The organism is Pseudoalteromonas sp. KAN5 (assembly GCF_022846535.1).
GTDB classification, from domain to species: Bacteria; Pseudomonadota; Gammaproteobacteria; order Enterobacterales; family Alteromonadaceae; genus Pseudoalteromonas; species Pseudoalteromonas haloplanktis.
This window is the reverse complement of sequence record NZ_AP025589.1, coordinates 2,970,168-2,985,050: the sequence shown is the minus strand read 5'-3', so window position 1 is coordinate 2,985,050 and position 14,883 is coordinate 2,970,168. Positions and strand designations below refer to the sequence as shown.

Genomic DNA, 14,883 nt, shown 5'->3' with positions numbered 1-14,883 from the left:
TTACAGGGACAAAGGATGTCATTAGCTCGGATTTTTTCACGTGCCCAAGTGGGCATTCAAGCACCTGAAGTAATCGTAGAGGTACATTTAGGGAATGGCTTACCGGCATTTCATATTGTTGGCCTGCCTGAAGCGTCAGTAAAAGAAGCCAAAGATCGGGTTCGCAGCGCCCTTGAAAACTCTAAGTTTGGCTTTCCTGATCAACGTATCACCGTTAATTTAGCGCCCGCGGATTTGCCCAAAGAGGGTGGCCGCTTTGACTTAGCCATTGCTATTGGTATTTTAGTGGCGTCAGGACAAATTGTTTGCACTGATATTGAGCGTTATGAATTTTACGGCGAGCTTGCTCTTAATGGCGAAGTACGTGGCGTGAATGCGATACTGCCTTCTGTTTTGGCTGCTAAAGCGCAGGAGCGTTGTTGTTTTTTACCCTTGGTAAATGACAGCTTAGCAAGCTTGGTTCATGGTGTGCAGCGTAAAGCTATTTCTTCTATTCAAGAAGTGTGGAGTGATTTGCTCAATCAGCAGCCTTTACCTCTTAATATTAGTTATCCTGAACAACAGCATAGCGGTGTGGAGTTTTTAATTGATCTTAGTGATGTAAAAGGGCAACCTGGCGCGAAAAGAGTGTTAGAAATTGCCGCAGCCGGAGGCCATAACTTATTATTTTTAGGGCCGCCAGGCACGGGGAAGTCAATGCTTGCACAGCGTATGCCGACCATTATGCCGGGCATGTCCGATGATGAGGCACTTGCTACCGCTGCTTTGTATTCAATCATAGGACAAAGTGTTGACTTAACAAATTGGCGTAAGCGGCCGTTTCGTAATCCCCATCACACTTGCTCTGCGGTCGCGTTAGTGGGCGGCTCCTCGAACCCAAAACCGGGTGAAATATCTTTGGCGCACAATGGGGTATTGTTTCTTGATGAATTACCAGAGTTTGAGCGTAAGGTGCTAGATTCACTTCGTGAGCCAATGGAAACCGGCACGGTAACTATATCAAGAGCGGCGCGGCAAATGGAGTTCCCTGCGCAGTTTCAACTTATTGCTGCACTTAACCCCAGCCCTACTGGCTGCCATAATGATAAACGCGCGACACCTGATCAAGTTATGCGTTATTTATCACGGGTATCAGGGCCCTTTATTGATCGCATTGATTTACAAATAGAACTACCAAGGTTAAACAGTACGCAACTGCAAAGTACACAAGCTGAAGAAACAAGCGCTGCAGTGCGTGCCCGAGTAGAAGCAGCCTATAATATTCAATTAACACGTCAGGGGAAAGTGAATGCCCGACTGAATAATAAAGAAATGAGTGTGTATTGTGTACTGGCAGCCGCTGAATTGCAGTTTTTAGCCAAAGCCAGTGAGAAGTTGTCGCTCTCGCCACGCTCTTATCATCGGGTGATTAAAGTGGCGCGGACGATAAGTGATTTAAAAGGGCAAGAAAATATAACACTAGCAGAGCTTAAAGAAGCGCTTAATTACCGTGCCTTTGAGCGGTTAATAAGCCAACTCACACAGTATTAAATCGACAACATATAGCCTTTGCCACGCACGGTAACAATACGTTTTTGGTCTTTTTCATCATTAAGTTTTTTGCGCAGGCGACCAATTAGTACATCAACGGTACGATCATTAGGACTCCAGTCAGGTTGACCAATTTCTTCTGATATTTTTTCACGAGAGGTGGCTTTACCGGCGTTACTGATCAAGCAAATAAGCACCTTATGTTCGGCTTCTGTGAGTCTTGATTCAATGCCGTTAGCGGTGACTAAAGTACGGTTATCGGGATGCAGTTTAAAGTCTGCGTATTCAATAAACTCTTCGCTTTCATCATTATCATTGTTGCCCTTTAAGCGTTTATAAAGCGCTCGCATGCGTAATTCTAATTCTAATAGATCAACGGGCTTGCAAATATAATCATCAGCGCCTTGGGCAAGCCCCGCGATGCGGTCTGCTTGAGAGTCTCGGCTTGAAAGCATGATCACACCAATATCGGTGAGAGTATTGAGTTCTTTTGCTAGATGTAGGCCATCTCGTTTAGGTAATACAATGTCGATAATTGCTAGCGATATGGCGTTATGACTATTAGCGCGCGATTGTACAATCGCTAGGGCGTCTGCGCCTGTTGCATCGTTCTCAATAGAAAATTCAGTCTGTGTAAAATGATTGACTATGCGTTTAACTAATAGCTCGTCATCTTCAACCAATAAAACATGAACAGTCATAGTATCTTAATTACCTTTAATGATGCCTCTATGTTATCACTCATTTACAAAAGGTGAGAAGAGCGATTTTAGTATTTATGCGCTATTTAGGCGATTGTTTGATTAATATCAACAGGTAAACTTAGCTCGTTTACCTGTTGTTGAGTGGAGAATTATTTTTCAGGGTATAAGTACTGCCACCACTGTGGCTGTTGTTTTAAGTGCTTATCAAAATATGCCAGCATTGTATCCCACCAATTAAAGCGCTGATCACGAGCAAAAATTTGATGGTCAGCTCCTTTATATTCAATTAGCTCAACATCTTTGCCAAGTAGTTTCAGCGCAGTATACATATTATGACTTTCTCCCACGGGCACATTAGTGTCAGCATCGCCATGCAACAGTAATAGTGGTGTTGTTACTTTATCTGCATGGAAAACAGGACTGTGTTGGCTGTATAGCGTGCTGTTATTCCAAGGGTAGCTGTTTTTAGACGCTTCGCCTGAATATAAATAACCCCACCAACCTTGCCCCCAATATGAGGTGATATTAGAAATACCTGCGTGTGCGATAGAGGCACTAAACATATCGGTTTTAGTCGCTAGTAACATGGTCATAAAACCACCGTAAGATGCGCCTAAATTACCTAGGCGTTGCTTATCGATGAATGGATACTGTTTTAGCAGTGCTTGCGTGCCTTGCATAATATCGTCAGCAGTATATTGCCCCCATGCATTAACGTGCTTAGCAGAAAACTGCTGACCAAACCCTGTTGCGCCCGTGGGTTGTACAACATAAACCACATAGCCGTGTTCGGCCCATAAATTAAATGGATAGCGGCCAGTAAAACCGCGAGTCACAGGTGAAGTGCCGCCATAATAGTATACTAATGCTGGGGATTGTTTGTTCTTATCAAGGTTGCTTGGTAAGTAAACGCGGCCTTTAATTTCAATACCGGCTGTATTGGTAAAATTAAATTCCTCTAAGTCAGCTATATCGGTATTTGCATATGCTTGTGGTTGCGAATCCCAGACAGTGGTCGCTTTGTTTTTGCTAATACTCAGCTGTTTTAATTGTTGTGGTGATGATGCATTCGAGCCACTGACTAATACCTGAGGGCTACGATTACTTGAATAACTAAATTGCTCAACCACATCAAATCCAGTGTTTAGCTTGCTAAAGCGCTGCTTGCTTTTATCGTATAGATACAAAGCGATGGTATCTTGTTCAGTTACTTTCATGATGGCATCACCATTTGCAAGCACTTCAAGTTGGCCAATGGCGGGATCAAACTCACGGCTTAACGGCGTTGCTTTTTGACCATTATTAGTTAACAAATACAGCTGGCCATCGTAGTTGTTAGCAAGCATGTTGTCGGGTAAGTTTCTGCCTAAACCCTTTTTAAAGTCAGGTCCTGCCGTGACATAAATGTCATCGCCAGTGTATTTTGCTTGGTTAAAGGTCGCAAACTGACCAAGCTCTGTGGTACTAGCGTTGGCTATATTCAGCTCAATGAGCTCCGTTGTTGGGTGTGTAGCAGCTTGCATTGCTTCAGTACCGCGACTGAGTAACACAGTACCGCGTTGACTATTAAAGTCTTCAATGCTGTGGCTAAGCGGCCCTTGGCTTAGTGCTTTACTCAGGCCGGTGTTGATATCTAATAAATAAGCTTGTGAGGTTGTGCGAGCATATGACCAACGATCTTGTAGACCTTGGTAATGTTTGGTTAGGCTGTTATTTGCTGTCGGAGACTTTGACCAGCTAAAGATTAAGCTGTTGTTATCGTAATAAGCAAAACTGTTTGCGCCATCTAGGTTGTTGGCTATCACTTTAAGGGAGAGTGTTTTACGGTTTAGTTGGGTTAATTTACCATCTAATAAATACACTAAATAATTGTTATCAGGACTCCAAATAATGTTGCTAGGCTGACCTGATTCAAAACGGTAAATCGTTTGTTGGTCGTCATTTTTTAGTTCTGTGACTAGGTTTGCTTGATTACCCGTGCTGTCTTGATAATGGCGCTTGGTAATTAGGTACTGTTTAGCATCGGGTGCTAATGATAATGCGCTGACTGTGGTGGCATCAAACAATTGTTTGGCAGATAAGCCATGTTGTTCTGTAGTGCTAAAGGTTAATGTATCAATGTCAGTGCTTGGGCTGAAATCAACCTCAACATCGTGCCAATTTGCAACTTGCTCAGCAATAATCACTATTTGGTGATTGCCTTGTGGTAAAGCTAACTCATACTTTTCGTTTTTAGCGGTTTGCTTTTCACCATTGATGAACAGCTGGGCTTTTTCGATCCCTTTTAATGTAAGCGTGCCTTGGCTAAAACGCTCTGCATGCGTAGAAAATTTTAGTGCTTGTAAGCCGCCTAGAGTTAACGCATTTACTTTATCTAAGTTTTGCCATTTTAATTTTTCGCCAAATACCGTGATGCTTGTTGTTGGTTGTTGAATGCTAGGTAAAAGGCTGTTAATAATCGCATCTTGGTGCTCAGTTTGGTATGGCTTTAGCTGCATATCAGCGGCAATTGGGCCTATAAACTTAATATCGGTTTTATTTATGGGTGCAGCAAATGCCGCAGTGCTTAAAGTTAATATTGCCAGTGCGGTGGTTAGGCGAGGGGCTTTACCGCGCCATGTTGAGTTATAATTCATGGTTGAGCCTAATGTAGGGAATTTTAGAGAATATAGCATGGCTCAGTTATGCCAAAAAGTGCTCTGCGATAGATGCCGTGGTTTTTGTTTTTAGCTAAGGTTTGAGGTTATCGATGACAGTTGGTAAGGTGTAAACCGTCGACAATAAAATGGCTAAGAGGTCACAGTGACATTACTAATCGTTTACATGGTCGTAGCGATCACTATTTCTTTTTTATGCTCTATTATGGAAGCTGTGCTGTTGAGTATTACGCCAAGTTATGTGGCGCTACTGCGTAAGAATAAGCCTAAACTAGCAAAGCAGTTTGAGCACTTAAAAACGAATATTGATCAGCCATTAGCGGCTATTTTAACTTTAAATACCATTGCCCATACTGCCGGTGCGGCCGGTGTAGGTGCACAAGCTGCGGTGGTATTTTCAGATGCAGCTGTGGGAATTGCCTCAGCCATCATGACCTTGCTGGTACTGGTATTATCGGAAATTATCCCTAAAACGCTAGGGGCAAAGCATTGGCGGGCATTGGCGCCTATAGTAACTAAAGCATTACGTTATTTGGTTATAGCGCTTAAACCCTTTGTTTGGTTTGCTGAAAAACTCACGAGTGTTTTGGGTCGCAACCACAGCGAGGCTTATTATATTCGTCAAGAAATTGAAGCTATGGCTGATATGGGATCGCAATCAGGAGCGCTGCATCAGGAAGAGTCTGAAATCATCCGCAGCTTATTGCATTTTCGTCATGCTAAATTAGATTCTTTACTTACCCCGCGCACAGTATTATTCAAAGTACACAAAGACCTAACGGTTGATCAATATTTAGCAGAGCATGGTTCGGCAGCATTTTCTCGAGTCTTGGTGTACGATAAAAACGGCGATGATATTATTGGCTTTGTGCATAAAAACGATGTTATGCTGGCGTTCCACAGGTTGGGTAAAGATTATAAGATCAGTAAATTGATAAAGCCTATTTACACTGTGCCAGAAACCTTATATGTACCTACGCTATTGCATACTTTGTTAGCTGAACGCACGCACATATGTTTAGTGATAGATGAATATGGCGATGTACAGGGGATTGTTACGCTTGAGGATATGATTGAAGCATTAATGGGCTTTGAAATTGTTGATGAGCATGATCAATCAGCTAATATGCAAGCCGTTGCAAAACAACGTTGGCGACAACGCTTAGCAAATAGTAATACATTGTTTAGTGCCGAAAAAAACGCGTCTAAAAATCAGCGCTAACGTCGGCTATTACTATTTAATGAAACCATGTGTAGCCATGACTGCGCCCAGCGAATAAATTCAGTTTTTCCCTTTGGACGACTGATCAAAAACCCCTGCATGACGATATGCTCTTTAAAGCGATCTAAGTATTCTAATTCTTCAACACGCTCAATGCCTTCGGCTACAATCTTTAAGTCATCTTGAATGGCAATATTTACTAAACTACCAACTATCACTTGCGAAAATAGATCGCTTTCAATATTACTTATCAAAGTGCGGTCTATTTTCACTTCAGTAAATGGTAACGTTTTTAGCTGCTGTATATTGGTAAAGCCGGTGCCAAAATCATCTAGCGAAATACCAAAACCGCGCATTCGTAAGCGGTTTAATGTTTCTAATTGTGCAGAACTGGATAACGCATGTTGTTCGGTGATCTCTAGAATAATTTCGCTTGGGGTCAGTTGATTGAGTTGTAAAATGAGTGCCAATTTATCAGGGCAGCTTAAATCTTCTAATTGGTATGGCGATAAGTTAAAAGCGAGCTTAAGTTTATAGCCTAAACGAGCCTTTATTTCTGAAAAATCCCCTGTGGCTTTTTCAAATAGTTGAAAGGTGATCAGGTTAATCAAATCTAAATCTTCAGCAACACAAATAAATCGCTCGGGTAAAACAAGTGCACCCTGTTCGGCTGTCACAATTCGAGCTAATACTTCAACGCTATCAACCTTATTATTAGCACGGTTTACTTTTGGTTGATAAAACGGGGTGATTTCATTATGGCTGATTGCATGTAATAGTTGCGCTTCAGAAATCGGTTCGTTGGTTTTTTCAGTGTGACAGGTTAAGTATTCTAATTTCTTCAGCAAAGTATAAACTTGGTTAAGCTGTACTGGTTTGGCAATATTGCCAATTAAGTGCACGTTGTTTTTACGTGCTAAGTCAGCGGCTAAATCAATTATCTTCGAATTCATTTCTGAAATAATAACAACGGCGCCAGGAAATTGGATCTCTCCAAGATGGCGAATAAGTTCCATACCATCCATATCTGGCATATTAAGATCAGTAAAGATGGCATCAAAAAAGAGTGGTTGTTCATTTACCTTATTGAGCGCATCTTGCGCGTCTAAGCAGGTGGTCACATGAGGTACATCAAGCTCATTTAAAATAGCTTGCATAACGACCAAAATCGCTTTTGAATCATCAACAACGAGAATGCTACGTGCTGTTTTTGTCATTTCTATTCCCTGAAATAAAACATATTGGTAGCTTAAAAGTAGTAGATAAACCGTAAAATGTCAGCTTTATAACTGAAAATTTATTCCATAATCTCGTAAAAAAAATAGGTATACTAACGGTATAATTTTTAAGGTTTAAAGTAATATCATGCAAATACAGCTGACCCTCGCCGATCAACAATTTAGTTTAGTGCTTGCTGGGCGACAAATAATAAAAATTTTTCAGCAACAACAAGCGATTGGCTTTGATAACCCCAGAGAAAACTATTTTGAATTTAAGCTAGACGATCAAGTGATTGGCCTAGACACCAGCGCTGTTGTTGAACAAAAACTATCGCTTTATATTAATCATCAGTTTGTGCAACAACTCACCTTACCGCCAATTGAAAAAACCAAACCAAAGCAAGGGTTACTCGGATTATTTGCTTTAGGTTTTAAGATTTTTAAAAGTGCCAAAGTAGTTAAAGTGGCGTTGGCTGGTGCCTCTGTGGCCGGTTATGCGTGGTTGTTCACCTTTGAATTCGCCTTGATGCTGATTGCCTGTTTAGTGATCCACGAATATGGCCATGTTAGAGCGATGCAATATTTTGGTATTAAAACCAAAGGCATTTACTTAATTCCATTTGTTGGCGGCCTTGCCGTCAGTGACTATAAAATTACCACCCGTTGGCAAGATGTGCTTATCTCACTTATGGGGCCCGCGTTTGGTTTAATTACCTCTGTACTGGGAGTTGTGCTTTATTACGCCACCGAGATGGAAATCTTCGCAGGCGTTGCGGTGCTCAGCGCATTACTTAACTTATTTAACTTATTGCCCATCTTACCGCTCGACGGTGGCCATGTATTAAAAAGCATCAGCTTTTCAATGCGCTCTTGGATTGGATTAAGCATATGTATCTTAGGTGTATTATTTGGTTTATGGCTTAGCTACACCTTTGGTTTAATGCTATTAGTGTTTTTCTTATTTATTGGCGCATTGGAAATTGCCTTTGAATGGCGCGGCCGTCATTATTCGCATTTGTTACCACTGGACAAATACGGCCAAGGCTTTTCAGCGGTAATGTATGCACTCGTGGTTGCAGGGCACGTCGCGGTGATGATGCACTTTGCTGACTCTGAAAATGCAATTTTAAGCCTGCCGATGAAGATATTGTCGAGTTAATTGTATATTATTTAACGAGCGCGAGATCCACTCGCGCTATAGTTATGAATGAAGCTGTATTCATATTTTTCTCCTTGTTTCCTGATATCCCTCTTCCTGTTAACGCAATTTTATCAATCTATATAGTGGTTTTTTAACGCAACATGAGAGCTAAATAATTACACAAATGTTAATGGTTTCTTTGAGCGTCCGTATGTTTTTCCTTGTTAGTTTATGTTTTATAAACATAAATCCATTGTTTTGATGGTGAGGTAAATAAATTGTTGATATAAAAGGGGCTGGGGGAATATAGTTTTTTAACCGAAATAGGGACGTTGATATGGCATTATTTAGAAAAGAAGTTGTCGCTCAGCAAAGTGAGCGTTTGACGGGGGCTATCACTCTCCACAACCGTTATCAATAAAATTAACTGTGTTTATTCTGGCCTGTGTGGCCGTCGCAGTCATTACATTCTTATTTACCGCTGAATACTCCCGTAAAGAAACCGTACGCGGTTTTTTAATGCCCAATAAAGGGGTGATCCAAAGCTTTGCTAACCAAGGTGGCATGATTGAGCAGCTATTGGTGCAAGAGGGTGATGCCGTTACTAAAGGTCAGCCACTGGCGACTATTATTGTGCAGCTAAGTATGCAAATACAATTGCTTAATGACGAGATAACACAAAACCACACCCTACAAAAGCAAGAGTCACTTAACTTGCAAGCACAAAAACGTGCACTGACTAATGAGCAAGCGGCATTACAAAGCCAACTTAAACTTACTGATGAAAAACTAGCATTACTGAACCGCCAACAAAGTAACCTTAATCAGCTTAATAAAAACGGTTTTTTATCAAACATAGAGCGTGAGCAGCAACAGCAAGCCCTGTTAGATGCTAAGCAAGAAAAACAAAACCTAGCGCGTTTGCTGATGCAGCAACAAAACCAGTTAAGCCAACTTAACTTTAGTATTGCCAACGTACCACAACAATATACGCTGCGCATAAATAGCCTTAAACGCCAGCAGGCTGATATTCAAAACCAACTTACGCAAATTAAAAGTAACTATCAGTACACCATTACGGCCAGTAATAGCGGTGTAGTAACGGGCATTCAAGTGGTGGAAGGTGAAACGCTTTCTTCGTCAAAAGCGCAATCAAAACCTTTACTACATATTATCCCTGAAGGCTCAGAGTTGGTGGCGGAGTTGTTACTGCCAACACGCTCAGCAGGGTTTGTAGCGCTTGGTAATGATACGCGGTTACGTTTTGATGCCTTTCCGTATCAGCGCTTTGGTTTTATTAACAGCAAAATAAGCCGAATTGACAAAGCACTAATCACACCTAACGAAGTACGATTGCCTATTGCTTTGCAAGAACCCGTGTACCGTTTGCGTGCCACGCTAAATCAACAGCAAGTACAAGCGTATGGCAAAGCGTTTGATCTTAAAAGCGGTATGTTGTTTGAGGCGGATATTATGTTAGAACAACGCACACTGATTGAATGGTTGCTTGAGCCACTGTACAGCCTTAAAGGGCGAGTGAGTTAATCGCGAGGTGTGGGATGTAGGTCGGAATTTATTCCGATAACAAACAAAAATTCATCTGTTTAATTTGCTGTAATAAGCAATATTAAGCAGAGGATAAAGTGGCTGACTTTAGTCAAACTTTAGACGGAAATCTAAAGCCAGCCTATTAACCGCTCACCTAATTGTAAGGTTGAGCATATTAACAAACCGACACGAAAAGTGTCGGATACATGGAGTATAATATTATGCGTGAATTAAACGTAAAAGAAATTCAAGAAGTGAATGGTGGCTGGGGTTGGTTGAGATATTTAAAGCCAACAAAGATGGGGAATGGTGAAATGCCAAGTTATTGGGACACTGGTGACTCTTGCTCCATAGTCCCTGTGAAAGGCGCCACGCCTGTTTACCCATAAAAACTTTTTAAGTTTAGGTATGGCGTTTAGGCGCTATACCTTTAATACGGGAGTAGTTTGAAGCAATGAAAAATATTTTATGTAAGATTTTAATTGTTTTTATTTACTTATATTTTATTAGGTTATGTGAGCTTGGCTCTAATTTATACTCATTTGAATATATGTTTTATGGTTTTTTAATATTGTTTGTAATCTTTTTTATAGCAGACTTAATGCAGAAAAAAAAACGAAATGCTTTACTATCGTCGGTGAGTGTTAGTGTTATTACCATGTTTATGCTTTCAATAAATTTACCCTTCGTTACAGGTTATTCTTTTGACCAAAACGAAACAAAGTCAAACTTGCCTACTATTTCTTCAAATGATTATATAGTATCCAAACATTTTGATATTAGTCTTGATAAAGGTGCTATGTATGCTTTCATAAATGAACAAGGTGACTTGCATAGAAAGCGACTGATTGCTGGTCCAAATGATAAAGTGCAAGTCTGCGGTGATTTAGTATATGTGAATGGTTTTACACGTAATATTACAACAAACTGGAAGGCAGAAAAATTAAAGTCGGATAAAAACTGCAGTAATGGCTCGGCTTTTAAGCTTAGCGAAGAAGAGTATTTTCTTGTTGGTGATAATTTTTCCAATAGTCTCGACTCTAGGCACTATGGACCTGTAAAACGAAAAGATATTGTTGCTCATTCTCTTTATAAGTTTCAACTTAATCAAAGCGGTTCAATTTCTAAAGAGCAGACTAGCCTATCTGTTATTTTTGAGTAATGACTGCAAATGAATAGTGAGCTAAATTTTTCAAGCTTTAAACAAGCTCCTCTCATCCTCCAATCTGAAATTGCGGAATGTGGTCTCGCTTCAATGGCTATGGTGGCGTGCTACCACGGCCATAAATTGAATATGTAAGCTCAATGAGGTGCTTTCCTGAGATAAGGGCTTTTCATTGCTTTGAAACTTGGTTAATCTGCACGGAAACTCTGTTTTTGGTCATGTTTTTATAGACGTAACTATTTGATCATTAACAGAGTTCAACTTCAAGTTTTCTTAAGATCCAACCTATGGCTACCACTTAAAATTTTGGATGAAAGTAAATGAATACCTTGTTAAAAAAAACTTATATTTTTATATGTTTATTTGGTTTAATGAGCTCTGAAAGCTTGTTAGCAAATGAGTATGTATCTTTTATTAAAGGCAAAAGTTTCCAAGAACTAAATCATGAATCAATAATAAGAAAAGGCCAGTGTTTAAGTGGTTTATTTAGTAACTATAATAATTGGAGAGAAAAGCTGGTAGCTATTGGAAAGGTTACCGACAAAGAGTTTGAGTAAAGGCTTACTGAGAAAGAGTATGACTACTATAAGTCATCAGTGAACTGTGTTTCCATTATATATAAAGTTCAAAATTATTATGTTCGCGGCTTTGTTCTTCATCCTAAAGAGCAAAGGCTTTCTAAGTTACCAGCAATTATTTTTAACCGTGGAGGCAATGATTCGAATCGGCATACATTAAAAGTTGGGGATTTATTTTTACTACCGTACCAGCTTGCGTCAGCAGGAAATGTTGTTATTGCTAGTCAGTATGGCGGTGCTCAAGTGTGGCCTGAAGATAGAGAATTTGCCATTGGAGTAGATGAGTTTGGTGGGAAAGAGCTACAAGATGTACTTGCGTTGGTATCAATTTTAAAGTCAATGCCAATGGTAGATATTGAAAAGCTCGGAACGGTTGGTTGGAGTCGAGGCTCAATGATGTCTTTACTGGCATTAAAAAGCGGTGCAAAAATAAAGAGTATGGTTTTAGGTGGATCATTAGTTGATTTATCTGCAACAGCAAAAGAAAGGCCTGAGTTTGAGCTGCAAGTATTAAAAAGGTTAATTCCAAATTACGCAGATAATAAAGACAAGGAGCTTTTTAATCGTTCTGCAATTAATTGGTATCAAGATTTACCCATCATTCCGCTTCTTATGCTGCATGGAGAAGATGATCAATATATCAATCCAGAGCATGCCAGGCTATTTCATACGTTATTTTCACAGCAAAATAAACTAACTAAATATATTGAATATCCAAATGGCTCTCATACCTTGATAGAGCAAGGTGATAAAGTTCAAAGAGAAATTATTAACTGGTTTGCGAATACTCTTTAACTTGGAAGACATTCAGAATTATATGTAAAAGGTTGAGCATATAAACAACCCGGTGACTTAACTAATGGGATATGAAGTTTTACATATTGGAGAATCAAAGGTAAAAAAAATTCAAGAAGTGAAAGTTGCTGGCGCTGGCGTTGCACCTTTAGTAATTATAGGCGCAACACTTGCTGGAAGAGCTTTGTTTGGGCTTGGCATGGCACTTCTTACTTCTAAAAAAGCTTATTAAGTTAGCTTATTGATAAGGAGGGTGGAAACTCTCCTTTTATAGGTCTTATGCTTAAATACAGTAAAAAAGCGACGCTGAGTGGGGCACATGTTACTTTTAAGTACAGTGTTTTAAGTGCTACTTTATTGATTGAGATTGATGGGGAAGTATTTTCGAAGCACTTAATTTGGCTACCTTGGCATAACATTGAAGTACCTATTGGTAATGAGCTTTATGACTTGAGAGTCATTACTTTGCCACTCAATATTTATACTTTAAAACTAAATAGTGAGGTTATTATCTCAGAACTATTCCCTAAGCTCCGATACGCATCTATTGCGACATTTTTTATTGGTTTAGTAAAGCGAGTCTTATGTATTTTACCCGCCTTATTTTAAGGGTAAAAACTCAACATCAAGGATATAAACACGCCGGTTATAATTAACTGCACTAAACAAAAACCCATAATGTCTTTGGCTTTTAGGCCAGCAATTGCTAGCACTGGCAAGGCCCAAAATGGTTGAATCAGGTTAGTCCAAGCATCTCCCCACGCTACCGCCATAGCAATCCTAGGCATATCGGCCCCTAAAGCCTGTGCGGCAGGTATTACAATGGGGGCTTGTACCGCCCATTGGCCACCACCTGATGGCACAAATATATTCACTAAGCCGGCACTTAAAAAACTCCAAAATGGCAATGATTCAGCACTGGCTATGGCGATAAAGCCTTGCGAAATTTGTTGTGCTAAGCCGGTATCAACCATAATCGCCATGATCCCTGCATAAAACGGGAACTGGATAATAATCTCCCTGCACCGCTGGAGACTGCTTGCTGCAAGCTATTAAGTAAATTGTACGGTGTTTGATGCAGCAAAGTCGCAGAAAATAAAAACAATGCAATTACGCTATTTAAATTAAGTGAGTCGTCCTTAAAAATAAAAGTGATGTATTTTTTATTATGTGTGTCATGCCAATTATTAATGACGCAAGCAGGTAATTGGCAAATGAGCGCGCTATTTTTGTTGCTCGAGTACTGTTTTTAAACGTGCTTGTACTTCTTCAACCAGCAAGTCTGGCTGGAATTTAGATAAAAACGCATTACAGCCCACCTTTTCGACCATGGCTTGGTTAAAGCTACCGCTGAGGGAAGTGTTAAGCACCACATGTAGGTTCTTTAAGCGATTATCGTTGCGGATCTCATACGTAAGACGGTAACCATCCATTGCGGGCATTTCAGCATCGGTGATCACCATAAGTAATTCTTTTTCTACATCCATACCTTTATCAGCCCACGCTTTTAACATATTCAGGGCTTCAAGGCCATTGCTGGCAGGGATGATCTCAATACCTAGCTGAGTCAGTGTATCACTGACTTGTTTACGTGCTGTAGGTGAGTCATCGGCGTGGAGAATTTTTCGTCCAACAAACTCACTGACAATACTTTTATCCAATATTTCATCAGATATTTGTACTTCGTATTCAATAATTTCAGCCAGTACTTTTTCTACATCTATAATTTCGACCAATTGTTCTTGGCCTTCACGCTGAATTTTGGTCAGTGCTGTAAGGTAATGGTTTTTACCGACAGAAGTTGGCGGGGGCATAATATCAGACCAAGTCATATTAATGATTTGATCCACTTTACCGATTAGAAAACCTTGTACCGTGCGGTTATATTCAGTGATCACTAAATTACTGTCTTCGATGTGGCGTGCCGCTGGCATACAAATCGCCTGACGTAAATCAATCACCGGAATTGATTCGCCACGAATGTTAGCAACGCCTGATATTTTTGGGTGGGCGTGAGGAATAATATTTAAGTGAGGTAGTTTAACGACCTCTTTTACCTTAAATACGTTAAGGGCAAATAGGTGTCGGCTGTGCAAATAAAATAGCAATAACTCTAAGCGATTTTCGCCAACGAGTTGAGTTCGTTGATCAACAGTAGCTAATACACCTGACATAACACACCCGACTATCTAATTAATGATTTCAGTATAGCTTACACTGTTCTGCATTAAAAAAGCAGCCTAGAAAATAATCTCTAAACATTGTCATCAATATCGCATTGCAGTAACTTAGCGAGTAGATAAGTTGGAACAATTAAGTGGTG

Annotated in this window: 14 protein-coding genes and 1 pseudogene; 10 read left to right on the top strand and 5 right to left on the bottom strand. The window is 40.1% G+C overall.

The window, feature by feature from the left end; translation table 11 throughout:
• Window positions 1-15 precede the first annotated feature (15 nt).
• On the top strand, window positions 16-1,530 hold the full coding sequence (locus tag KAN5_RS13300; protein WP_138554581.1) for a YifB family Mg chelatase-like AAA ATPase: 1,515 nt from the start codon (window positions 16-18) through the stop codon (window positions 1,528-1,530).
• On the opposite strand, the gene KAN5_RS13295 is transcribed toward KAN5_RS13300, so the two are convergent.
• Window positions 1,527-2,231, bottom strand: coding sequence for a response regulator transcription factor (locus KAN5_RS13295; protein WP_016709036.1), 705 nt, complete (start codon window positions 2,229-2,231; stop codon window positions 1,527-1,529). The two genes, KAN5_RS13300 and KAN5_RS13295, sit on opposite strands and share 4 nt — an antisense overlap.
• Before the next feature lie 152 nt (window positions 2,232-2,383).
• Window positions 2,384-4,870, bottom strand: a complete 2,487-nt coding sequence (locus KAN5_RS13290; RefSeq protein WP_244389895.1) for a prolyl oligopeptidase family serine peptidase — start codon at window positions 4,868-4,870, stop codon at window positions 2,384-2,386.
• A 166-nt stretch (window positions 4,871-5,036) separates the two neighbouring features.
• On the opposite strand from KAN5_RS13290, the gene KAN5_RS13285 reads away from it, so the two are divergent.
• Complete coding sequence (locus tag KAN5_RS13285; protein WP_244389894.1) at window positions 5,037-6,113, top strand: hemolysin family protein; 1,077 nt, start codon at window positions 5,037-5,039, stop codon at window positions 6,111-6,113.
• Here KAN5_RS13285 and KAN5_RS13280 read toward each other — a convergent pair.
• A complete protein-coding gene (locus KAN5_RS13280; protein ID WP_016709039.1) occupies window positions 6,110-7,330 on the bottom strand; it encodes an EAL domain-containing response regulator in 1,221 nt (406 codons plus the stop codon). The genes KAN5_RS13285 and KAN5_RS13280 overlap by 4 nt on opposite strands.
• A gap of 145 nt (window positions 7,331-7,475) precedes the next feature.
• Between KAN5_RS13280 and KAN5_RS13275 the strand changes: the two genes are divergently transcribed.
• The 8 genes from KAN5_RS13275 to KAN5_RS13235 all read left to right on the top strand — a co-directional run bounded on the left by KAN5_RS13275 (window position 7,476) and on the right by KAN5_RS13235 (window position 13,169).
• Window positions 7,476-8,492: a site-2 protease family protein gene (locus KAN5_RS13275; protein WP_244390952.1), complete on the top strand. Its 1,017-nt coding sequence runs from the start codon at window positions 7,476-7,478 to the stop codon at window positions 8,490-8,492.
• A gap of 429 nt (window positions 8,493-8,921) precedes the next feature.
• Entirely contained in the window at window positions 8,922-10,019 is a 1,098-nt protein-coding gene (locus KAN5_RS13270) for an HlyD family efflux transporter periplasmic adaptor subunit (protein ID WP_244389893.1), read from the top strand.
• 224 nt (window positions 10,020-10,243) lie between these two features.
• The gene (locus KAN5_RS13265) at window positions 10,244-10,411 is read left to right on the top strand and encodes a hypothetical protein (RefSeq protein WP_244389892.1); all 168 of its coding nucleotides are present in this window, start codon (window positions 10,244-10,246) and stop codon (window positions 10,409-10,411) included.
• Between the two features lie 65 nt (window positions 10,412-10,476).
• Complete coding sequence (gene lepB / locus KAN5_RS13260) at window positions 10,477-11,184, top strand: signal peptidase I (protein WP_244389891.1); 708 nt, start codon at window positions 10,477-10,479, stop codon at window positions 11,182-11,184.
• A 323-nt stretch (window positions 11,185-11,507) separates the two neighbouring features.
• Window positions 11,508-11,744: a hypothetical protein gene (locus KAN5_RS13250; protein WP_244389890.1), complete on the top strand. Its 237-nt coding sequence runs from the start codon at window positions 11,508-11,510 to the stop codon at window positions 11,742-11,744.
• A gap of 39 nt (window positions 11,745-11,783) precedes the next feature.
• Complete coding sequence (locus KAN5_RS13245) at window positions 11,784-12,560, top strand: prolyl oligopeptidase family serine peptidase (RefSeq protein ID WP_244389889.1); 777 nt, start codon at window positions 11,784-11,786, stop codon at window positions 12,558-12,560.
• A 64-nt stretch (window positions 12,561-12,624) separates the two neighbouring features.
• On the top strand, window positions 12,625-12,792 hold the full coding sequence (locus KAN5_RS13240; protein ID WP_244389888.1) for a hypothetical protein: 168 nt from the start codon (window positions 12,625-12,627) through the stop codon (window positions 12,790-12,792).
• A 47-nt stretch (window positions 12,793-12,839) separates the two neighbouring features.
• Complete coding sequence (locus KAN5_RS13235; RefSeq protein WP_244389887.1) at window positions 12,840-13,169, top strand: hypothetical protein; 330 nt, start codon at window positions 12,840-12,842, stop codon at window positions 13,167-13,169.
• On the opposite strand, the pseudogene KAN5_RS13230 reads toward KAN5_RS13235, so the two are convergent.
• Window positions 13,166-13,692, bottom strand: a pseudogene (locus KAN5_RS13230) (TIGR00366 family protein); the annotation flags it as partial. The gene KAN5_RS13235 and the pseudogene KAN5_RS13230 overlap by 4 nt on opposite strands.
• A 91-nt stretch (window positions 13,693-13,783) precedes the next feature.
• Window positions 13,784-14,734 (bottom strand): chemotaxis protein CheV, encoded by a 951-nt coding sequence (locus tag KAN5_RS13225; protein WP_016709041.1) that lies wholly within the window; start codon window positions 14,732-14,734, stop codon window positions 13,784-13,786.
• Window positions 14,735-14,883 lie beyond the last annotated feature (149 nt).